Genomic DNA, 21,083 nt, shown 5'->3' on the forward strand with positions numbered 1-21,083 from the left:
ATCAGCACAATGTGCTGATTTTTTTGTTATGTAGGCTTATTCACCCATCATCAACTCTGGACTCATGCCCACAGTATTGAAACCTGCATCAACATACAAAATTTCACCTGTAATGCCATTTGCCCACGGCGAGCAAAGGAATAATGCCGCATTACCTACATCTTCAATAGTAACATTGCGTTTAAGCGGTGCAGTTTTCTCATTAGCATCCAACATCTTACGGAAAGATTTAATACCTGATGCAGCTAAAGTACGGATTGGGCCTGCAGAAATTGCATTTACACGAATACCCTCTTCACCCAAACTAGAAGCCAAGTAACGCACACCAGCTTCAAGTGATGCTTTCGCTAGACCCATAACGTTGTAGTTTGGCAATACACGTTCAGAACCTTGGTAAGTCAAAGTTAATAGACAACCTTGGCGAGCAAGTAATAATGGTTTTGCTGCTCGTGCCATCGCAATAAAGCTATATGCACTGATGTCATGTGCAATACGGAAGCCTTCACGATCAGTAACTTGAGTAAAGTCACCATCTAAAGTATGGGCTGGTGCAAAGCCAATTGAATGTACTACACCATCCAAACCATCCCAATGTTCAGCCAAAGAAGCAAAAGCTTGATCAATATCAGCATCAACAGCAACATCACAAGGAAAAACTAAAGTTGAACCAAACTGTGCTGCAAACTCATCTACACGTTTTTTTAATTTTTCATTTGGATAAGTAAAAGCAAGTTCAGCGCCTTCACGATGTAACGCCTGTGCAATACCAAAAGCAATTGAAAGTTTGCTTGCGATACCAGCAATAAGAAAACGTTTACCTGCTAAAAGTCCTTGTGCCATATTTATTTACTCAAATTTAATTTGCCTCATGATGCCAAGTTTAGAAAAAATTCGAAATTGCATAATGCATCTTTTTTAAAAATTAGCTGATTTTTTTCTGATTATGGCCTAAAACTAGGCAATACAGCTATTATGAACTTTAAACAATACGAATCCCCAGTTATAGGTATATTCACAATAGTATTTATCAGGCAAATTAATACATAGAATGATGTGAGAGTGAAGTTATGCAGCAAAGCGAGTCAATTTTTCCTGTACCTGTATTGGTGGTTGAAGATGAACCACTCATGCAAGCACGTTTAAAAGAAATTTTAGAATTTATTGGCTACCAAGCAAACGATATCATTTTTGCACAAACACTTAAGCAAGCAGAAGAACTCTATAAATTACATCGTGTCTCGTTGGCATTGATTGATCTAGGTCTACCCGATGGTAGCGGTAATGAATTTATCCGTTACCTAAGAAAACATGATGCGTCTATAGGCATCTTAGTCATCTCTGCCTGGAGCACTGAAGATGCGATTTTTGAGGCGCTTAAATCTGGCGCAACTGGCTATGTACTCAAAGAACGAGATGACATTGAAGTTGCTATGGCGATTCGTAGTGTACTACGAGGCGGCGCACCCATTGACCCATTTATGGCACAAAAAATCTTAAAACAACTTGATTTAGAAGAAAAAAAAGCTTGTGAAGAAAGCCCCCAACAGGCTATAACCAAGATACTCACTAATCGTGAACAACAAATTTTAGAACTGGTTGCGACTGGATTAAGTAACAAAGAAATTGCAGACCAAATTAACCTCTCTCGCTATACGGTCGAGTCGCATATTAAACACATCTATCGGAAACTTGCAGTATGCACCCGAACCAAAGCTGTCGATACCGCACGCAATTTAGGCTTACTCGATTAATTTGTTTATGGGTATTTTTATGCTGTCTAATGAGCATGTCATTGCATGCATCAACTACAGAGTTTTTGCATTTTGATCATCATCAATGTAAAGCTCAGCTAAAGCACATCCGCGCAACTCAAGATGCCCCTGAGCTAGCTACTCGACACTGGGTTGATGTCAATCTACCAGATCGGTGGGAGAATCGTTGGAAAGGTTATAGTGGCCCAGTCTGGTATCAAATCCTCTGGTCACAGCAATGTGACAGCACTCAAAATACACCTATCGCTCTAGCAATACACAGTATTAGCATGGCAGGTGAAGTGTATTTAAACCAACAACTCATCTGGAAAGATCGTGCATTAGTAGAACCTTTAAGTCGCAGCTGGAATGCTCCTAGATACTGGATGTTGACCCCTGCAAACTTTAACACTGGTCTTAACCAGCTTGATATCAAAGTTATTGGTGTTGCCACTCAAACACCTGGTCTTGGTGAAACTCTTTTAGGGCACCCCGAAGCCATTATTGATCAACATGAACACTATGCATTTTTTCATCGTACTTTATACTTTATCAACCTAGTTGCCTCGCTCACCTTAGGCATCATTGCTTTTATCATCTGGCTACTCAGATCCAAAGAATCGACCTTTGGCTGGTTTGCACTCACTTCATTTTTTTGGGCGCTCTTTGTCTACAATATCCTAAGCCTGACCACTTTTCCCCATAGCGATACCATACAATTTTCTAAAGTTAATCTGTGTATCCTCATACTATATAACTTATGCTTTATCACTTTTAGTTGGCGCTTTGCCAATCTAAAATTTAAAAAAACTGAAATTGTGTTGTGGGGTATTTCAATCTTACTCGGCCTTTATCTTGTCTTTGCATCAAATCATCATTTACGACTCGCTTTATTTATTGGCTTTATTTATATCGTTGTTCTTTTTCTTTTCAATTGCCTATTTTTCCAATGGATTGCTCTTAGAACCAAGCATCCAGAAGTGCGTTTTTTAGCCTTAGTTTTTTTACTTTACATTATCATCTGCATACATGATGTCGCTAAAATTTTTCTACAACATCAAATGGGTATATTCATTACCCCCTTTAGTGCCCCTTTAATGACTTTAGCCATTGCCTTGATTTTAGCTTGGCGTATTGCACACAATATGAACCGTATAGAAAACTTTAACCAACAACTCGCACACAATATTGAACAAAAAAAACTGGAATTAAAACAAGCACTAAAAAACGAGCATGAACTCGAAATAGAAAATATTCGTCTACAAGAACGTATTCACCTTTCACATGAACTACATGATGGACTGGGTGGCTCTCTAGTACGCTCAATGTTTTTAGTTGATAAAGCTGAACAGTTTAACAAACAACAATTTATGTCCATCTTAAAGTTATTACGTAATGACCTCAGGCAAATCATTGACTCAGGATCAAGCCTAGGCGTTGCGGTTCCTGAATCTCCAATTATTTGGGCAGCACCCTTACGGCGCCGTTTTATAGAAATCTTTGATGAACTCGATATACACTCAAATTGGGACATACCGCAGCAATGGCCTGTGCCACCTACAGCATTAGAATTTTTAACCATGGCTCGAGTTGCAGAAGAAACATTAACCAATGTCCTTAAACACAGTAGAGCCCAAAATGTTCACATTAGTTTGTCACACCATCAGCAACAAGAAATGACATTGCGTATTGAGGATGATGGCATAGGCTTTGATCCTAATATGGTACAAACAGGTCTACATGTAGGCTTACATAGTATGCAAATACGTGTTCAAAGAATAGGAGGTATTTTAAATATCCGATCACAAGCAGGCCAGACCGTTATTGAAGTGATTTTATGTCGTCAACATCACCATTTACCGAACCCAAACTAAACCACACTCAAGATATATGTTTAGAGAGTTTAGGAAATATGCTAGGCCAATACTTACAACGATTGATCATTGATAAGTCATGCTCATTGTCATGGTGGCATAAACTTGCCCAGGCGTAATTTTCGGTAAAGTTTGATAATAACTCGCGCTCAATCGAATCTCTGGAAGGTAGCTATAATTACTATATCCTAGTGTATTACCCGCTACTAATGGCGAATAAAAAGGGGAACCTACCTGTAAAGCGATACCTACACCACGAGCAAAACCCTCTGCTGTGCTATTTTTTACTACATTGGGGTTAATTGCATCTGCATCTCTTTGATAGTCAAACTTCACACTAACATAGTTTGGTACATGACCAGGTGAACAAACAAATCCCACGGTAAACTGTTTTTCACCTGCAGTTGCTCCAACAGCTGTCAACTGTCCAGACCTCAATGTCCCCATATTAACAGTTTGATTAATACTCTGATCACTAAAACCACATGTTGGGTGATTTAACACCGTACTATTAGCTTGTAACTGAGTCGTTAAAAAAGGTCGGCTTGGGCCATCTGCATCTAGGTAGTAATGCGTTGTAATATTGGCTGCCAAAGGTCCACTGCCTATGACATTCTCTGTTTTAACCAGCTCAACTGTGAGCTGTTGTCCCAACCCTTGCTTTATATTACTTTGGACTGGGGTTTGAAAGGGAAAATTAACTGGGGACTGTGAAGCTTGCAAGAAGCGGATGCCAACGCCTTTAATATTGGTTCTATACACATGAGCGAATGATGTTAACTGACTGCCTGTGATCTCTGCTTTAATCATGCCTCCTGATGAGTCACATTGAGGATGGACTTGCTCGAGTTGGGCCAAGGAAAAATTGCGTGAGCTAATTACAGCACCAATCGCAAGTTTCGGGTCTGGTGCAATCGTGCCAAATGCCAAATCTAGCTTCTGTGGCATTTGTGTGCCTATGCTACATGCTGCCCAAATATTTTGACTTGATGCAAACAATCCCACTGCAACGACAGTGAATAAATATTTTTTCTTCATTGACATTGCCCCTCAACGAATTGATAACCTTCTTTTTTAAGTGATTCTGCTGTAAGTACATAAGATACTTGGCATTGATGCTCTTCAGCATCCCCCCACTTAACATAGAGTGTATTACTAGGCTGATCGGTACGTAACATAATTTGGCTTGCTTGACTTACCACCCCTACAAGCTGATTTTTTGTATCATAAACATTAGCAGCAAAAGGCAAAGATTCTCCAGAGCTTCGCTTAGCTTTAATCAATAATGGGAAACCTGTTTTTGTTTTGAATTCAACCCGTGAAATTGCACCAGCATAAGGAGCAAGCTCTATACGATTTGATAATAACTCAACCTTAGATAAAGCTGCTTTAGGATCAATTGAAATTTCATTTAAACGATATGGTGTGACGTTGGGTATGACTGCATAGCCACGATAATCTATTTTTAATCCAGTGCTGTTATTAACTGCACTTCCTGTCGCTTGATCAGCTTTAACCAAAACCATGGTATCAACCATATCAGGGCTAAAACTTACGCCATCAGCATGAGCAACGACAGCGCCTGTTAGAGTCGCTCCCCATTGATTATAGTCCTGTCCACGACTTGCAGAAACAGCGGCTGTAGCATAAGGGCTACGGTATTGTACATTTGCGCTTATAGCACGATGATGATATCCCAAATCAGAGGCAGTTAAACCATAACCAAAAATGTTATCGCGATCAAAACTACCTGAAATACTACTATTATTACCATAGTCTGAAGTAGTATGACTTAAATTTAAATTACGTTTTTTAACCTCTAAAGGTAATGATAAAGTGAGAAAATAATGGTTATCTTTATTTCCTTGCTCATCCCACACTTTTTGTGCAGAGATACTGTAATTTAATTGTTTATAGCTGTTGCTATATCCTAACTGGAAATCTGACTGTGTTTGTGATTGTCCCCAATAATCACGCCATGATCCAATCAAGTACATACTCCCCCAAGCTTTGGGAAGGTTTTGGTTTAAAGTTATTTCATATTGGTTTTTATAACGCTTCTGCCTATCAATAGACAATCCACGACGCAAATTATCTTGCGTATTAATAGCATCTTGAAAATTATAATAACCTGAGGTCGAATAATGATAAGTTGCTAAACTTAAATTGGTATTACTCGGTCGCCAAAATTTACTATAGCCAAGCTTGTAGCTTTGCCCTTGGCTACTTTTCTTTTCAGAATTGGGCAAATCTGTATCCGCATGAGTAACATCAAATGAAATCGCCCCTAAAGATGTTGAAAATGCGCTACCCAGCTGTAAAGCACGATAATGCTCACTTAAAAGTGTTCCAGTATAGGCTGTCACAAAGTTATTAATACCGCGCTGATACCCACCCTGTACAAAATAATCTTGTTGTTTAAGATTCTTATCACGTACCTGACCTGTAGTCAGAGCAAAACGTGTACTACCGGGGCGTAACATCTTGGATACTGATGCATAAGGCACGTTAAAACGTTGAATTTGGCCATTAGCTTCACGTACTGTCACTTGTAACTCACCACCATAACCAGTTGGGTATAGGTCATCAATTACAAATGCTCCTGGAGCAACAGACAATTGATAAATGAGTTGGTTATTTTGACGGATTTCAACCATAGCTTGTGTTTGTGCAACGCCATGAATTACAGGTGCATAGCCCATTTGAGTTTCAGGCAACATTCGATCATCGCTACGTAACTGTACGCCAGTAAATGCAAAACTATCAAATAACTCACCCGAAGTATAACTTTCACCAAGAGTAAGTACTGCATTCAAACCAGGAAAAGCACGTTGTGCATAACTATTAATACTGTTGTATTCAGTGCCTATACCATTTTGTTTTGTAGCAACAGCATTATGGCGTAACTGCCATCCTGCTAGATTTATTCCAGCATTCAATGTTAAATATTGAGAGTCTGTACTTTCGTGATCATAACGAGTTTGTAGCGTATTAAAGTTATAACTTAAAAATCCAGCATTAATTCCACGATCCCACAATTCAGGTGATACAAAACCACGAACATTATGTTTCATATAAAATTGAGGAATAGTAATGTCATAACGCATTTCATTAAAATTAAATTGAGCACTGGCATTATCCATCCAGCTTGAAAGTATCTGACACTGTGACTGGGGTTTAACTTTTTTAAGATTAACACCCAGTTGAGTTAATTGCTCAAGCTCAAAACAATGATCAACATTTTGGTTAGCATCTAATGCTTTAAATTCTAACTCTTTTCGCCCAACCCATAGACCATTAACATAAATATTCAGTAAATATCGACCTTCATGGATTGGATTACCATACGCATAGTCAGAAAGTTTAATTCCTTCTGCAGCTCCAAATAACATTGATTGATCAAATTCGGCATAACTAGATGCTGCATATATATTGGTTCCGACTAAACACAGAGGAAAAGTAGCAGCAAACCAACCCATCTGTAGACAACAATGAGTCAACAGCTTGATTTTAAAGCTGGATTTTAATTTACCCATGATTGCCCTCTTTAATTACTTTAAATCAATCTTATGTTGATTCATGCCCCCATAATCATTAATGCTTTCCATTTCTAAGCTTTTGACTGAGTGATCTTTGAGAGAAATACGCTGCTGTTGAAATGGTGCAATCATGAGCCCTTCAGGGGTTAACTCAATAGATGAATGAGCTGTATTGACCGTCTTTAAACTTGAAATATTGACAAAATATGCAGTTGGATTGCTTATCTCAATCTCGTCCCCCACTTTATTCCATTGCAAATCATTGGGTGCATATACTGTTTTTTCAGCAAGTTGGGCTGGACGATAAAACAATTTAATTCGGCTACGAATAGCAATCTGTAACAAGCTTTGATCTTTAACCTGATCGCCTTCCTTTAGCTTAGGTTTAGCAGGTATATCTAATATATTGAGCCAAAAAACAGATTCACGATCTTGTGGCAATTGATGATGTACTAATGAAATTTGTATACTCTGTCCAGTATTTGCATCAACTCGACTTACGGGAGGAGTCAACACAAAAGGAACTTCAATTTTATCCGGTGTGATATCTGCATCACCATCATCAATCCAAGATTGCATCATCGCTGGTGTATCACCTTCGTTCTTCACCTGAACCGTTACGACTTTTTCATTACCTGGATAAATGACCCGCGTACCATTAATGATAATCGCAGCATTCGTCATCATGCTAGAGCCCCAAATCACAGCAAAAGCACCAACATAACTCATTGATTTTGCAAACATATCACACCTTCAAAAGCTTAAATATAAATAATTATTTATAGTCAACTTTAAATGTAGCATAAGTATCTACAATACCTTGAGTTGCCTTACCTGTTGCGTAGTAACGTGCAACAAATGGATAGCTAACAACAGCATCATCAACTAAAGCTTCTTTATAATGACTTTTATCCTGTTGAGCTAAATTGATTGTTTGGCCATTTGCCATAATTTGAATATCAACGTTATCCGCTGCATAAGGACCAGTAAAAGTATTTTTCAAAGTACCTGTTGTACCGTTCACATTCACTTGGTCGAATTTAACACCAGCCGTTACCCCAGCTGTACAGTTTACAAATTCAATATTAAAGTTTGCACTTTCAGTTGAAGTTGCACCTGCTGTTAACAAAGATGAAGAGCGTACAGAAGGTAAAAATACATGTTGATTTTCAGAAGTATTTTTTACTTGGCATGTTTGACCATAAACATAACCATGAAAATTAACCTTACCTGTAGTACCCGCAAAGCTTGAGCCTGCATATAAACACAATGAAAGCATCGATAAAGAACTAAGAAGTTTATTCATTTTAAATCCCATTTGATATCAAAGACCCCAATTCTCATTCCATGCAGAAATTCAAAAATTGAAATCAAATATTAATTTAACCAGACCATTAATAAATCTTCTGGATATTTATACCGATGTGGTATGTGTTCAATTTAATACTTTCCCACCTTATTAAAACATCCCTAGAATTTGGTATTTTTTCTTTATTTTCATATGGTTATATTTAATTAAAATATTAAATATACCCAATAATAGGGATAGCTTTATTAAAAAATAATGTATTCAAAGTAATTAATATTTTTAATTAAATGTATTTAAATTATTAATATAAATTTATTTAAAATCAATCTTAATAATAATGTGTTTAACAATAACATTTATATTATTTATGTGAAAAAAATCACATTAAAAATGTATTAACAAAATAACAGCCTTAGAAATATTCTTTTATCCTTAATAATTAACAATAAAATTCCATCTAAAAAAAATGCGCCATAATCGGCGCATTTTTTAACATTGGATCAGACAATATTAGTCATCACCTTGAATTAAGCTTAATAAACGTAAAAATGAATAATACATCCAAACTAAGGTTGCCAATAATGCAATACCACACAACCATTCAAACGCTTTAGGTGCTCGTTGAGCAGCAGCATTTTCAATCAAGTCAAAGTCAAGAATTAAGTTCAATGAAGCAATCACTGCAACAAATGCTGCAAAGCCAATACCCAACCAATTGCTCTCAAACACATAAGGAATACTTGAACTAAATGCTAGGCTCATCACCATTTGCACCACAAACACCAGAGCAATGGCAATCGTGGCAGACATCACCACAGCTTTGAATTTTTCAGTAGCACGAATGATTTGCATACGATACAAAGCAAACATCACTAAAGTGGTAACAAAAGTTGCAAGTAAAGCTTGCAAAGGTACACCAGGGAATTTGATTTGAAAAATTACCGATACACCACCTAAAAATGCACCTTCAAATAAAGCATATGGAATCGCTAAAGTACGTGCAGTATTCGGTTTAAATGTAGTAATTAGGGCTAAAATAAAACCACCAATTGCCCCAACGATTGCGCCAGCATAGGCCAATTGGATATTTAATGTTAAAAAGCTATAAAGAAATAATGATAGGCCGACCACTGCTGCAATCACGGTCAACAAAACTGATTTTTGAATAGCGCCTTGAACAGTCATTGGCTGACTAAAATCAGCATGCGTCTCAACGCGATTAAAGATAGGATTTTGACTTTGCATAATTTACTCGAAAAATATTTTGAATTTTATAACATAAAATTTGATCAATTGACCCATAATCGAAAAAATTGAGTCGAGATACCTCACTGACTACATCGATTTAGATCATATCTTTATGAGTCTGACCATCACAGCCAAACAATCTTTAATATAACACAGGGTCAAGCAACAACCCTGTGTTCAATACAGCATAGTACATGTCAATTTAAGACAAACTGATGAAAGCGTTTTGTTTCAAGTTTTAGTCTTTATTCATAATGAAAAAATATTCACGATAGTATTTAAGTTCAGCAATCGAATCACGAATATCATCCATCGCTAGATGAGATGCATTTTTCTTTAAACCACTCATAATTTCAGGGCGCCAGCGTTTAGCCAATTCTTTTACTGATGACACATCTAAGTTACGATAATGAAAATATTGCTCCATCTCTGGCATTAAACGATGCAAAAAACGACGATCTTGGCAGATCGAATTGCCACACATTGGTGATGTCTTTGGATTAACCCATTTTTTCAAAAACTCAAGTGTTTGTTGTTCCGCATCTTGAGCAGTCAATTTACTACGACGTACACGCTCAATAAGGCCAGATTGACCATGTTGACGGGTATTCCACTCGTCCATTGCATTGAGCACTACGTCAGATTGATGCACCGCCAATACTGGGCCTTCAGCCAAAATGTTAAGATTATCATCGGTTACGATTGTAGCAACTTCAATAATATAGTCTTTATCTGTATCTAGACCCGTCATTTCCAGATCAATCCAAATCAAACGTGAATCAGGCGTGCTACTCATAAACTTATAATCTTCATCAGAGTAAAAAACCAATATACTAGCAAATTTCTTAGTCATTCGCTGTAATTAGTGACGCTTACATGATATTTTTGCCACTATCAACGTATTGGTATGATTAGGATATGAATGGCTTTAATTCGTAAAAGACGTCTGACTGAACAACAGCAACGCCGTATTCAAAAACAGCAAAAAGCACGTCAAGAGGATATTGATACATCCCACGACTTAGAAGGTCTAGTGGTACAACACTACGGACGTCAACTCGAAATCCAAGCACTTTCTCTTCCAGAACAACTGCCAGTACGCCCAGATACAGCCATAGGTGAACCTGAGGCTTTTTGGAAAGAAATTGAATTAGGGAGCATCTGGCGTTGTCACACGCGGACTAATTTAGACATGCTCGTTACAGGGGACCGAGTGAAGTGGCAAGCAGATCCCAATACCGGCCTAGGCATTATTACTGCAATCCACACACGACAATCCTTACTGACACGCCCTGACCGTTATCATAAAGTTAAGCCTGTTGCTGCAAATATCAGTTTAATTGTCATTGTTTTTGCACCACTACCAGAACCCGCTCCTACCTTGATTGATCGTTATCTTGTTGCTTGTGCTGATGCAGATATTCCCGTTTTATTGCTACTCAATAAAGTCGATCTACTTACTGAAGCAGATCCAATCTATCAACTGATCGAACAATATCAAGCTCTGGGTTATGAAGTGATGCAGTGCCAATCCCACGGCGATCTCTCTGCACTAGCACAAAGATTAGATGGGGAGACAGTTGCATTTGTTGGACAATCTGGTGTGGGAAAAAGCTCTATTATTAATCATATCGTGCCGGATGCCCTGCAAAAGACTAATATCATTTCAGAAAATTCAGCTCTAGGGCAACACACCACTACTTCAACACGTCTCATTGCTTTTGGTGAAAATGGTGCTTTAATCGACTCACCTGGTATTCGTGAATTTGGGCTATGGCATCTCACATTAGATAAAATTGATAAAGGTTTTCCTGAAATTTCAGCTCACTTAGGCTACTGTCAATATCGTAACTGTACTCATACTCATGAAAAACAATGTGCGTTAAAACAAGCCGTCAGTGAGGGTAAAATTTTATCTCGACGCTTAGAAAGCTACTTAAGATTACTTGAAGAGATTACTGAGCAACAAAAAAATTAATTTTCTGCGCCTATACACTTGAAGCAGTGATTTTGATCACCATATATATGCGCTATACTTTGGACAATTTTGAATTGTAATTAGGTGAATTGTGGAACGTTGGTTCGAATTTATGGGTAACCACCCATTTCTATTTGGTCTGTTGGCTGTACTAATCGTACTGTTCTTCGTTTTTGAAGGTCAACGTAATGGCCGTAAGATCTCCCCACAATCTTTAGGCATTTTAGTCAAAGCTAAAAATGCGATGTTGATTGACTTACGTGATGCAAAAGATTTCCGTGAAGGTCATATTAGTGGTAGTCGCAATATTCCTTATAGTCAAATGAACAGTCATGTTGAAGAACTTAAATCAACAGATCGTCCACTGGTTTTTATTTGTAATCTGGGTCAAGTTGCGGGTAGTGCCTTACAACAAGTATCACATAGTGACAGCTATCGTTTAGATGGTGGCATTAGCAACTGGAAAGCCCAAGGTCTCCCACTAGTTAAAGCCAAAAAAGCTTAAAGGAAACATGATGTCAGCTAATGTAAAAGTATATTCTACCTCTGTATGCCCTTACTGCGTACGAGCGAAACAACTATTAGAGCGTAAAGGCATAGCCTATACCGAAATCAACTTATCAAACGAAGCACCAGAAGTCCGTGTTGAGTTAATGGAAAAAACACGCCACCGTACAGTGCCACAGATTTTCATCAATGATGAATTTATAGGCGGTTTTGATCAGTTATACCAACTTGATCGTGAAGGTAAACTTGATCAACTTATATAAACCATAACCAAGATTCAATGTTAATTTTAGGAATTTAAACAATGAGTGAAGAACAACAAGCACAATTAGCTTTAGAACGTCTTTATACTAAAGATATTTCTTTTGAGGTTCCTGGGGCTGCTGTATTTACAAAAGAATGGCAACCAGAACTGAATATTAATCTCAGTTCAGCTGCAGAAAAAATTGACCCAACACATTATGAAATTTCATTAAAAGTTGTGGTTGAAGCTAAAAATGCTGGTGAAACTGCGTTTATCGTAGATGTTACTCAATCAGGTATTTTCTTGGTTGACAATGTTGAAGAAGATCGCCTTCCTTACATTTTTGGTGCTTACTGCCCGAACATCTTGTTCCCATTCCTACGTGAAGCAGTGAATGACCTTGTAACTAAAGGCAGCTTCCCTCAATTATTACTCACACCAATTAACTTTGATGCTGAGTTTGAAGCTAATTTACAACGTGCTCAAGAAACTGCAGCTGAAGGCCAAGCTTAAGTTTCTTTATCACAAAAAAAAGGACTGATTTTTATCAGTCCTTTTTATTTTCTCTATAAATTCAAGATACTATGGCATCTTGTTGGTCAAAAAATGTAGCGATCTCCTGCCAAAGTGGTACACATTGTTTTTTTTTGAAAAAATCCAAAGTGGCCTATTTGCGTCATACTTAGTTCTGCAGGTTCAACATGACGATACTGGACATCACAATTTGCATACTCACGATGCAGCATATGCACTGCGTGTTGCGGTGCAAAAAAATCGTCCTCTATCGAATACGCTAAAATAGACTGTGTCATTTTTCGATGACCATCAAAATCATTCAAATATTGTGGGTGACGCCCCCAACTAGCCCATTGTAAAGCTACTGCTTTCGGAAGATTTTCGCCTAAACCGACTTTCTTTGATGGGAAATAACCAAATAATGGCGTTAAACCAGGAATCATTGCAAACCATAAGGTAATTAGTCTGGCTTGTTTGGACTTTGGCCAATTTTTCCAATAGCCATGCTGAGTAGCGACTGTACAAATGGCTTGAATAGATTTAATTTCTTTGACTAATCCTAAAGCTTGCCCACCAAAGCTATGGCCAAGTAAATATAAGCGTTGCTGACTAAAGTTGTGTTGGCAAAATTCTATGACAGCATTGAGGTCTTTTTCTGCCCAGTCTCGCATATTCACCGAACAATCTTTTACATTGCCGTGCAAATTGTCCCCAATACCACTCCAATCCCATGTTAATACTGAATAACCTTGTTCTTGCATAAATCTTGCAAATGCACTGTAAAGATGTTTTTTTACACCTGTGGCAGGAGAAATTAATAATAATTTTTCACTCTCTTTTGCCGCAAAGTAACTAAGGTTAAATCGTTCTGTCCCTCGATCTATACTAAGCTGCTGCATGGTATCCCTATCTAAATGAATAAACCTTAAACAGCATAATGCTGATATAGATAGATGTATAACAATTTAAATGAATGTATAGTTTTATTGACTTCTACTTAAAATCATTCACCTCATCATTAGGTAAACCATTAAATTCAGCCTGATAAAGCATCGTGAACACGCCCACTGCGCATTCACGTTTGCCCCTTTTAATCAAGAGGCGCAAATCAACGAATTAAGATATTTACTTCACGCGAGCATCGTGAATAGCTTCAACCAGTTGTTGTGCAATTTCTTGTTTAGATGCTTTTTCCAGCTCGCGTTTCTCCATTTGATAATGCTCTGCAAAAAACACGGTCATTGCATTTTGATCTGATGCAAAGCCAATATCTGCACGAGATACATCATTACATGCAATCATATCTAGTTTTTTCACAACGAGTTTTTCACTTGCATAAGCTTCTACATTACGTGTTTCTGCTGCAAAACCAACCATAAATGGACGCTTCGCCTGTCCCGCAATTGTGGCAACAATATCTGGGTTCTTCACTAACGCAACGGCCAGTTCATCACCCGATTTTTTAATTTTATGTTCTGCAACCTCTGCCACTCGATAGTCAGCAACTGCTGCTGTAGCAATAAACACGTCACAGCCACGCTCTAAACTTTGTAAGCTTTCTTCAAGCATTTGCTGTGCAGAGGCAACATTAATACGTGCAACACCATTCGGGGTATCTAAACTCACCGGTCCAGCAATTAAGGTGACTTTCGCACCAGCAGCATAACAAGCCGCTGCAATTGAGAAGCCCATTTTGCCTGTACTATGATTAGAAATATAACGTACTGGATCTATTGCTTCTCGTGTTGGCCCTGCTGTAATCACAACACGTTGTCCTGCAAGTAAGCCAAATTTCTCTGCAATCGCTCGCTCAGCTTGATGAAAATATAGCTTTACTTGTCGTGCAATATCTTCAGGTTCAGGCATTCGTCCTAACCCAACGTCACCACAAGCCTGTGAACCTGACTCCGGCATAATGACATGTACACCATCATCAATAAGGGTGTTTAAGTTACGCTGAGTTGCTTTTGCTGCCCACATTTGCTGATTCATTGCAGGAGCAACCCACACTGGAGCTTTGGTTGCCAGATACAAAGTACTTAATAAATCATCAGCCAAACCAGCAGAAAATTTAGCCAAACTATCACAACTTGCAGGGGCAACCAATAATAGATCTGCCCAACGTGCTAATTCGATATGTCCCATGCCAGCTTCTGCTTCAGGGTCTAACAGCTCGGTATGAACAGGATTCCCTGACAGTGCTTGAAAAGTAAGAGGTTGGATAAATGCCTGTGCACCATGAGTCATAACAACACGAACATTAAAGCCATAATCTTTTAATCGACGAACCAAGATTGCACTCTTATAGGCTGCAATACCCCCAGTTACGGCGAGAAGGATATTTTTACTTGAAATCACACTCAGATCGAAGCTCACAAGCTGCTCACTTTTTCATTACAATGGCGCTCACAATAGCATTAAATATTCGCCATCCCAAGTCATTGATTAGATAAAAATACATTTAAAACAACTCGATTAAATACTTATTTGACTCTGCAAAATATTGTTCATTCAACGCTTAGATCCAAACCAGCAAAAAACCAACTTTCGACAACTTAACGTATTGACAAGTTGCAATGAAGTACGCAAGATCAACAAAAAAATTAATGATACTTATCACATGATTGTTAGAGAAAATCGAAACGATACACTAAAATTATTATTTTCATGGCGAGGTACTATTTTACCTAAGGTTTTACCCCCTTTGGGTATTGTAATGTTGATTTCAGCAATTGTGGGCGGTATTGAATATACCAATATATATCGTTTTCCAGAGCTTCCTCTCGTTGGATTTACACTCATTGGTGTTGTCCTTTCAATTTTTCTAGGATTTAAAAATACAGCTTGTTATGACCGCTGGTGGGAAGCACGCAAGCTTTGGGGCAGCCTTATAGCAACAGCAAGACACTTTGACCGTAACTGCCGTATTTTCCCACAAGGCCGTCGTGAACGAATTATTCAGCACGTCATTGTTTTTGCAAACCTATTACGTGACCGCTTACGCCACCAAATCAAAAACCCAGATGCATTAATGGAAACAAGTGGTATGAGTCAACAAGCTATCACCCAGCTTTATCAACAAATTAATGCACCACAATATACTTTGGGTCTAATTCAATGGGAGCTCATGCAGGCGCTAAAAGAAGGCGAGATTTCAGATATTATCTATGCACAAATGAGCCAACATGTTACAGATTTAAGCCTAGTACAAACAGGTTGTGATCGAATTGCGACTACACCACTGCCCTATGCATATTCGGTGTTGTTAAACCGCACAGTATATTTTTTCTGTTTTCTGTTGCCCTTTAGCTTAGGTTCACTCTTAGGTTTAGCGACACCTTTATTGGTGGGCATACTGGCGTATACTTTTTTAGGACTTGATGCTTTAAGTACTGAGATTGAAGAACCCTTTGGCACTCAAAGCAATGATCTTCCCTTAGACTCTATGGTAAGAACCATTGAAATTGAATTATTAAGTACTTTAGGTAAACCAACACCGCCACCAATTGTTGCCAATGATAATGACAATAATCTACTTTAATAGAGCTGAATAAGAAAATATAACAACTTAAAAACTATGCCAAATACCTTCTTGTCCGGTTTTAAGTTCTGGGACATTACCTAAGGCTAACCACGGCATATGTTCACCATGAAAGTCACTGCCAATAGAAACTTTAAGCTGATGTTGGGCGATCAACCGATCTATCATTTGGCGAGTGCCAGCAGGCTCACTTCGCTGAGGCAATTCCACTGCATCACCACCACTTTGTGCAAAGAGTTCTAACATAAAGCGAACATTGGTTGCAGAAAGATCATAACGAGTAGGATGTGCCAGTACAGCAACACCTTGGCTTTGATGAATAACCTCAATGGTTTCTGCCATATTTGGCCCAACAAAAGGAACGTAAGCTTTTTTACCTTGTTTTAAATACAAGTCAAAAGCTTGCTGTAAACGCCTAACAATTCCATGTTCAAGTAAAGTTTGTGCGATATGTGCACGTGTAATACGTTCAGGCATCTGCTCTACTTTAGCCAATACGTCATTATAAATATCTTTTTGTATACATGTGGTTAATCGCTGACAAATTTCTTCAGCGCGCTGAGCTCGTATTGTTTTTTGTTTTAATAATAATTGTTCTAACGCATCTGGTGCTTGCATATTCAGTGCAACAATATGTACACCATAGCTTTTCTTCGTAGAAGGTCTAGACCATTGGCCTGAGATTTCAACACCAGAAATAATCTGAATACCCTGCTGTTGTGCTGCTATCTGGGCACGCACTACACCATCCATGCTGTCATGATCAGTCAAAGCAAGCGTATGAATCCCTTTTGCTATAGCGGCATCTACCAACATTTCAGGACTTAATCGCCCATCTGAAATATTACTATGAGTATGTAAATCGACACCAATCATGGTTTGTATTATGCTATCTCACCAATTCAATGACTGTACTTTAGCATGAAAGCGCTGTTCGATTATCTACCGATTATTATTTTCTTTTATTTCTATAAAACGACTGACCCTAAAGATAGTCATCACCCTTTATTAGAACTAGTAGGAAGTGCTGGAAATACTGACCAAAACCACATTTTAGTTGCTACTTGTGCACTTCTGATCTCAACCCTTGTTGTCTACGGTGTTTTGTTCTTTGCACAAAAGTTTAAACTAGAAAAAATGCAGTGGTTTATCGTTTTAATGACGATAATCTTTGGCGGTGTAACTTTAGCATTTAGTGATATTACTTATATTAAGCTCAAAGCAATTATTATTAACTTAGGCATTGGTTTCGGCTTTCTCATCACACCATTATTCAACAAAGAACGTTTGCCGATTATTCAAAAATTATTAGGATCAGTATTAGAACTTACCCCAGCAGGTTGGAGAAAACTTAACTATGCTTGGTGTGGTCAATTCTTTTTACTCGCGGCCCTACACTACTTCTTCGGCTTCCTTTATTTAAATGGTCAATATTGGGGCGAATTCACTGCCTTTGGTGATATTATCGTATCACTTAGCTATCTAGCTGCTATACTATTTTTCTTGCGTCGCAATTTTAAAAATACAGATTAAGAGTAGCCTCATGCCGCAGTTTCTAATTACATGTACGGACAATGAAAATTCAACTGAAAAACGCCTAGCAGTACGTCCTCGACACCTTGAACGTCTAGAACAACTCGCAGCTCAAGGCCGTTTAATTGTCGCTGGTGCTATGCCAAAGCAACATGATAATCCTCAAGCTGGATTTTATGGCAGCACGATGATTGTTGAATTTGATAGTCGAGCCGAATTGGATGAATGGTTGAAACATGAACCTTTCTTACTTGAAGGTGTTTATGCATCAATTGAGGTTAAACCTTTTAATAAAGCACTGCCTAAAGGATAGTTTTATGCGTGCTTTTATTTCAACATTTGCCCTACTCCTTGGTATTCATAGCACGGCTTGGGCTGTGCCAAGTGTTGCCCCAACAGTAGCAGCGCCTGCTGCTACTGCGGTTGCTGGCACTGCAGTCACCAATACAGCAACTGCTACAAATACACCAGCAGCTACAAATACACCAACTGTCAATAAAGCCCCAACAGCAGAAGATATTGCCAAAGATAAGGCACAGCAAGATGCCAAGGTCAAAGCTTTAGTTAAAGACCAAGCTTCTCGTCTACAACAGCTTGAAAAAGCAAATTTAGATGCTTTAACTCAGAATCAAGAATTACAACTTAAAAATGACAATTTAGCTGTTCAAGTTCAAGTTTTACAAAGTGAAAGTAGCGCACAAATGTTTCTTTACGGTGCTGCCACTCTTGCTGCTGGTGTAATACTCGGTTTCATCATTGCTGGATATATTTACACCAAACGTCGACGTCAGTGGTAAGTTCCCACTTCGTTTAACAGCGCCTATATTTAAAACTTAAGCATAAGATATCTGATCAAATCTCCATTTGATCAGATATCTTTCTTCATTTCTTATTCATTGAAAGGATAATCTGGTGTCAAATCACATACAAACCGCAGTTTTAGATTGGCAGCGTATTGATGGGATTGATATTCCAATTTCCACTCAATTTGGTGATGTATACTTTTCTAAAGACAATGGCTTACTAGAAACTCGGCATGTCTTTCTTGCTGGGAATGAGCTCGAAACACGTCTGGCATCATTATCAAATCATGATTATTTTTGTGTTGCTGAAACAGGTTTTGGTACGGGTTTAAATATTTTGGCTTTAATGCAACTCTGGCAAAAAGTCCGCCCAAATAATCACAGCCATTTACATGCCATAAGCGTGGAAAAATACCCACTAACTCAAGCAGACTTACGTCGAGCGCTTGCAGCATGGCCTGAGCTTAGTGAATTTTCTACACAACTAATCGAACAGTACCCTTTGGCAATTGCAGGCTGTCACCGACTGCATTTTCCAGAACAACGTTTTAGTCTCGATTTATGGCTTGGCGATGCACAGGATGTTTTCCCCAATTTAGCTGCCACACATTATGTAGATGCTTGGTTCTTAGATGGTTTCGCCCCATCCTGTAATCCTGAACTTTGGGAAGAAAAAGTACTAGATCATATTATCCGGCTATCAACAGTGGGTACCACTTTTGCATCCTTTAGTGTAGCTGGTGTGCTAAAACGCGGACTAAGCAAACATGGTATTCAAATTAGTCGTCCACGCGGTTTTGGACATAAACGAGAAATGCTCAAAGCAATTTGGCCAGATCCCCATGTTGAGATAACAACACCACGTTTAGGAAAAAGTAGACAACAACAACGTATTGCTGTCATTGGTGCAGGTGTAGCAGGGTTAAGCGTGGCATGGGCCTTTGCCCAACGTCATCATCAGATTGACCTATTTGATCAAAATGCTCCGCTTGCTGGCGCATCAGGCAATCCGCTTGCCTTGCTTAATCCCAAACTCTGCCCAATTGCACAAAGTCATGAACATCTCATGACTTTATCTTGGCAATATGCGCAGCGCCATTACCAACAATTTACAGGCTTTCGCCCTTTGAGCATTTATCAACTCGCACAAAAGGACGCTGAAAACCTACTAGAATTAGCAGAACAATATCCTTCAAATGTAGTCACCGCACATCGCCCTGCGGAAACACCTCTTAGCAATCAATTCGCTAGTTTATGTTTAAATCAGGCAGGTGCTATTGTTCCCAAACAACTTGCTGAACAAATTTTAGCGCATCCAAATATTCAATTTCATTGTGCACAAATTACCGCTATTTCCGCCACGCAAACTGCGCCTAATATTTGGCAATTGCAAGACAAACAGAACATCTGGAGCAATTACGATCAAGTCATTGTTTGCTGTGCAAAAGCCAGTGCCACATTATTTCAGCACAATGAGGCTCATCAATACCCAGCATTAAAAGCAATTCGAGGTCAGGTAAGCTGGTTAAACAATGCTGGCCATACTTTAGCACTCAATCAAGCCTTTAGTTATGGCGGATATTGTATGCAACTCGATCAACAACAGCTCATTCTGGGTGCTTCCTTTTACCCTAATCGTGAAGATGATCAAGTACTGGAAGAAGATCATGTGCACAACTATGAACTTATCCACAGTGTTGCAGCAGATTTCGCACAACAACTTGCCCCAATTATACATTGGTCAGGGCGTGCTTCTATTCGTGCTCAGAGTCCAGACTATTTTCCACTTGTGGGTGCAATTCCAGAATCTCAAGCGACAGCCCCAATACAACAGCCTCTATATACCTTTGCAGGTCTAGGCTCTAAGGGCTTCCTATTTGCCCCTCTTTGTAGTGAGGTTCTTGCTGCCTTAGTTTTAGCTGAGGCTTGCCCAATACCCCAGTCTCTTGTACATAAGCTGGATCCCCAACGTTTTAGAAAAAAAGTTAAGCAAAAAAAGCCCTATTTTTCTAAAACAACGCCAGCCATAGATAAAGAGCACCTCAATTAAAATAAACAATTTTTTGTAGAAGTCTTATCATTTTGGCTTCTACAACTCTGACTAACAAACACTACTTTTGGTGATATTACTCAAGCTAAGTTATTTGCGAGTATCTTGTAAAATAAACAAAATTTTAGTGGTTTAAAATAAGTAACTTTGCTGGCTTTCATATAGAAAATCAGTGAAAATATTCTCCTTT

General features: G+C 38.5%; 21 protein-coding genes. 11 read left to right on the top strand and 10 right to left on the bottom strand.

Going from position 1 to position 21,083, the window contains the following annotated elements; all coding sequences use genetic code 11:
- Positions 1–36: 36 nt before the first annotated feature.
- Positions 37–840, bottom strand: a complete 804-nt coding sequence (locus tag RFH42_RS07980; RefSeq protein WP_308975063.1) for an enoyl-ACP reductase FabI — start codon at positions 838–840, stop codon at positions 37–39.
- Positions 841–1,067: 227 nt separating this feature from the next.
- Between RFH42_RS07980 and RFH42_RS07985 the strand changes: the two genes are divergently transcribed.
- Positions 1,068–1,751 (top strand): response regulator transcription factor, encoded by a 684-nt coding sequence (locus RFH42_RS07985; RefSeq protein WP_308975064.1) that lies wholly within the window; start codon positions 1,068–1,070, stop codon positions 1,749–1,751.
- Between the two features lie 35 nt (positions 1,752–1,786).
- Positions 1,787–3,625 (top strand): sensor histidine kinase, encoded by a 1,839-nt coding sequence (locus RFH42_RS07990; RefSeq protein WP_308975065.1) that lies wholly within the window; start codon positions 1,787–1,789, stop codon positions 3,623–3,625.
- 66 nt (positions 3,626–3,691) lie between these two features.
- Here RFH42_RS07990 and RFH42_RS07995 read toward each other — a convergent pair whose 3' ends face one another.
- The 6 genes from RFH42_RS07995 to orn form a co-directional block, all read right to left on the bottom strand.
- The gene (locus tag RFH42_RS07995; RefSeq protein ID WP_308975067.1) at positions 3,692–4,663 is read right to left on the bottom strand and encodes a fimbrial protein; all 972 of its coding nucleotides are present in this window, start codon (positions 4,661–4,663) and stop codon (positions 3,692–3,694) included.
- On the bottom strand, positions 4,660–7,161 hold the full coding sequence (locus RFH42_RS08000) for a fimbria/pilus outer membrane usher protein (RefSeq protein ID WP_308975068.1): 2,502 nt from the start codon (positions 7,159–7,161) through the stop codon (positions 4,660–4,662). Before RFH42_RS08000 ends, RFH42_RS07995 begins: the two co-directional genes overlap by 4 nt.
- A 15-nt stretch (positions 7,162–7,176) precedes the next feature.
- Complete coding sequence (locus tag RFH42_RS08005; RefSeq protein ID WP_308975069.1) at positions 7,177–7,908, bottom strand: fimbrial biogenesis chaperone; 732 nt, start codon at positions 7,906–7,908, stop codon at positions 7,177–7,179.
- Between the two features lie 31 nt (positions 7,909–7,939).
- On the bottom strand, positions 7,940–8,470 hold the full coding sequence (locus tag RFH42_RS08010) for a fimbrial protein (protein WP_308975070.1): 531 nt from the start codon (positions 8,468–8,470) through the stop codon (positions 7,940–7,942).
- A 513-nt stretch (positions 8,471–8,983) separates the two neighbouring features.
- On the bottom strand, positions 8,984–9,718 hold the full coding sequence (locus tag RFH42_RS08015) for a Bax inhibitor-1/YccA family protein (protein WP_308975071.1): 735 nt from the start codon (positions 9,716–9,718) through the stop codon (positions 8,984–8,986).
- A 241-nt stretch (positions 9,719–9,959) separates the two neighbouring features.
- Entirely contained in the window at positions 9,960–10,517 is a 558-nt protein-coding gene (orn, locus tag RFH42_RS08020; RefSeq protein ID WP_308975072.1) for an oligoribonuclease, read from the bottom strand.
- A 126-nt stretch (positions 10,518–10,643) separates the two neighbouring features.
- Here orn and rsgA point away from each other — a divergent pair, with 126 nt between their 5' ends.
- From rsgA to secB, 4 genes are all read left to right on the top strand, one after another.
- Complete coding sequence (rsgA, locus tag RFH42_RS08025; RefSeq protein ID WP_308975073.1) at positions 10,644–11,699, top strand: ribosome small subunit-dependent GTPase A; 1,056 nt, start codon at positions 10,644–10,646, stop codon at positions 11,697–11,699.
- 91 nt (positions 11,700–11,790) lie between these two features.
- The gene (locus RFH42_RS08030; RefSeq protein ID WP_308975074.1) at positions 11,791–12,204 is read left to right on the top strand and encodes a rhodanese-like domain-containing protein; all 414 of its coding nucleotides are present in this window, start codon (positions 11,791–11,793) and stop codon (positions 12,202–12,204) included.
- Between the two features lie 10 nt (positions 12,205–12,214).
- A complete protein-coding gene (gene grxC / locus RFH42_RS08035) occupies positions 12,215–12,469 on the top strand; it encodes a glutaredoxin 3 (RefSeq protein WP_016657500.1) in 255 nt (84 codons plus the stop codon).
- 41 nt (positions 12,470–12,510) lie between these two features.
- On the top strand, positions 12,511–12,963 hold the full coding sequence (gene secB / locus RFH42_RS08040; protein ID WP_308975076.1) for a protein-export chaperone SecB: 453 nt from the start codon (positions 12,511–12,513) through the stop codon (positions 12,961–12,963).
- 86 nt (positions 12,964–13,049) lie between these two features.
- On the opposite strand, the gene RFH42_RS08045 is transcribed toward secB, so the two are convergent.
- The gene (locus RFH42_RS08045; RefSeq protein ID WP_308975077.1) at positions 13,050–13,865 is read right to left on the bottom strand and encodes an alpha/beta hydrolase family protein; all 816 of its coding nucleotides are present in this window, start codon (positions 13,863–13,865) and stop codon (positions 13,050–13,052) included.
- A gap of 226 nt (positions 13,866–14,091) precedes the next feature.
- Positions 14,092–15,342, bottom strand: a complete 1,251-nt coding sequence (coaBC, locus tag RFH42_RS08050) for a bifunctional phosphopantothenoylcysteine decarboxylase/phosphopantothenate--cysteine ligase CoaBC (RefSeq protein WP_308975078.1) — start codon at positions 15,340–15,342, stop codon at positions 14,092–14,094.
- A gap of 244 nt (positions 15,343–15,586) precedes the next feature.
- Between coaBC and RFH42_RS08055 the strand changes: the two genes are divergently transcribed.
- Entirely contained in the window at positions 15,587–16,507 is a 921-nt protein-coding gene (locus RFH42_RS08055) for a bestrophin family protein (RefSeq protein WP_308975079.1), read from the top strand.
- A 27-nt stretch (positions 16,508–16,534) separates the two neighbouring features.
- Here the strand turns inward: RFH42_RS08055 and RFH42_RS08060 are convergent, their stop codons facing one another.
- Positions 16,535–17,383, bottom strand: a complete 849-nt coding sequence (locus RFH42_RS08060; protein ID WP_308975080.1) for a PHP domain-containing protein — start codon at positions 17,381–17,383, stop codon at positions 16,535–16,537.
- Between the two features lie 45 nt (positions 17,384–17,428).
- On the opposite strand from RFH42_RS08060, the gene RFH42_RS08065 reads away from it, so the two are divergent.
- The 4 genes from RFH42_RS08065 (at position 17,429) to mnmC (ending at position 20,893) form a co-directional block, all read left to right on the top strand.
- Positions 17,429–18,040 (top strand): inner membrane-spanning protein YciB, encoded by a 612-nt coding sequence (locus tag RFH42_RS08065; RefSeq protein WP_308975081.1) that lies wholly within the window; start codon positions 17,429–17,431, stop codon positions 18,038–18,040.
- A 10-nt stretch (positions 18,041–18,050) separates the two neighbouring features.
- Positions 18,051–18,353, top strand: a complete 303-nt coding sequence (locus RFH42_RS08070; protein WP_308975083.1) for a YciI family protein — start codon at positions 18,051–18,053, stop codon at positions 18,351–18,353.
- A gap of 4 nt (positions 18,354–18,357) precedes the next feature.
- Complete coding sequence (locus RFH42_RS08075; protein WP_308975084.1) at positions 18,358–18,837, top strand: hypothetical protein; 480 nt, start codon at positions 18,358–18,360, stop codon at positions 18,835–18,837.
- Between the two features lie 115 nt (positions 18,838–18,952).
- Positions 18,953–20,893, top strand: coding sequence for a bifunctional tRNA (5-methylaminomethyl-2-thiouridine)(34)-methyltransferase MnmD/FAD-dependent 5-carboxymethylaminomethyl-2-thiouridine(34) oxidoreductase MnmC (gene mnmC, locus RFH42_RS08080; protein ID WP_308975085.1), 1,941 nt, complete (start codon positions 18,953–18,955; stop codon positions 20,891–20,893).
- Positions 20,894–21,083: the final 190 nt, after the last annotated feature.

Origin of the sequence: Acinetobacter rudis (genome assembly GCF_031157835.1) — a bacterium.
In the GTDB taxonomy this organism is placed as follows: Bacteria; Pseudomonadota; Gammaproteobacteria; order Pseudomonadales; family Moraxellaceae; genus Acinetobacter; species Acinetobacter rudis_A.

What these genes read in the sequence shown, in the direction of transcription:
- RFH42_RS07980 (WP_308975063.1), bottom strand. Translation starts at nt 840, where the DNA reads ATGGCACAAGGACTTTTAGCAGGTAAACGTTTTCTTATTGCTGGTATC.
- RFH42_RS07985 (WP_308975064.1), top strand. Translation starts at nt 1,068, where the DNA reads ATGCAGCAAAGCGAGTCAATTTTTCCTGTACCTGTATTGGTGGTTGAA.
- RFH42_RS07990 (WP_308975065.1), top strand. Translation starts at nt 1,787, where the DNA reads ATGTCATTGCATGCATCAACTACAGAGTTTTTGCATTTTGATCATCAT.
- RFH42_RS07995 (WP_308975067.1), bottom strand. Translation starts at nt 4,663, where the DNA reads ATGAAGAAAAAATATTTATTCACTGTCGTTGCAGTGGGATTGTTTGCA.
- RFH42_RS08000 (WP_308975068.1), bottom strand. Translation starts at nt 7,161, where the DNA reads ATGGGTAAATTAAAATCCAGCTTTAAAATCAAGCTGTTGACTCATTGT.
- RFH42_RS08005 (WP_308975069.1), bottom strand. Translation starts at nt 7,908, where the DNA reads ATGTTTGCAAAATCAATGAGTTATGTTGGTGCTTTTGCTGTGATTTGG.
- RFH42_RS08010 (WP_308975070.1), bottom strand. Translation starts at nt 8,470, where the DNA reads ATGAATAAACTTCTTAGTTCTTTATCGATGCTTTCATTGTGTTTATAT.
- RFH42_RS08015 (WP_308975071.1), bottom strand. Translation starts at nt 9,718, where the DNA reads ATGCAAAGTCAAAATCCTATCTTTAATCGCGTTGAGACGCATGCTGAT.
- orn (WP_308975072.1), bottom strand. Translation starts at nt 10,517, where the DNA reads ATGAGTAGCACGCCTGATTCACGTTTGATTTGGATTGATCTGGAAATG.
- rsgA (WP_308975073.1), top strand. Translation starts at nt 10,644, where the DNA reads ATGGCTTTAATTCGTAAAAGACGTCTGACTGAACAACAGCAACGCCGT.
- grxC (WP_016657500.1), top strand. Translation starts at nt 12,215, where the DNA reads ATGTCAGCTAATGTAAAAGTATATTCTACCTCTGTATGCCCTTACTGC.
- secB (WP_308975076.1), top strand. Translation starts at nt 12,511, where the DNA reads ATGAGTGAAGAACAACAAGCACAATTAGCTTTAGAACGTCTTTATACT.
- RFH42_RS08045 (WP_308975077.1), bottom strand. Translation starts at nt 13,865, where the DNA reads ATGCAGCAGCTTAGTATAGATCGAGGGACAGAACGATTTAACCTTAGT.
- RFH42_RS08055 (WP_308975079.1), top strand. Translation starts at nt 15,587, where the DNA reads ATGATTGTTAGAGAAAATCGAAACGATACACTAAAATTATTATTTTCA.
- RFH42_RS08060 (WP_308975080.1), bottom strand. Translation starts at nt 17,383, where the DNA reads ATGATTGGTGTCGATTTACATACTCATAGTAATATTTCAGATGGGCGA.
- RFH42_RS08065 (WP_308975081.1), top strand. Translation starts at nt 17,429, where the DNA reads ATGAAAGCGCTGTTCGATTATCTACCGATTATTATTTTCTTTTATTTC.
- RFH42_RS08070 (WP_308975083.1), top strand. Translation starts at nt 18,051, where the DNA reads ATGCCGCAGTTTCTAATTACATGTACGGACAATGAAAATTCAACTGAA.
- RFH42_RS08075 (WP_308975084.1), top strand. Translation starts at nt 18,358, where the DNA reads ATGCGTGCTTTTATTTCAACATTTGCCCTACTCCTTGGTATTCATAGC.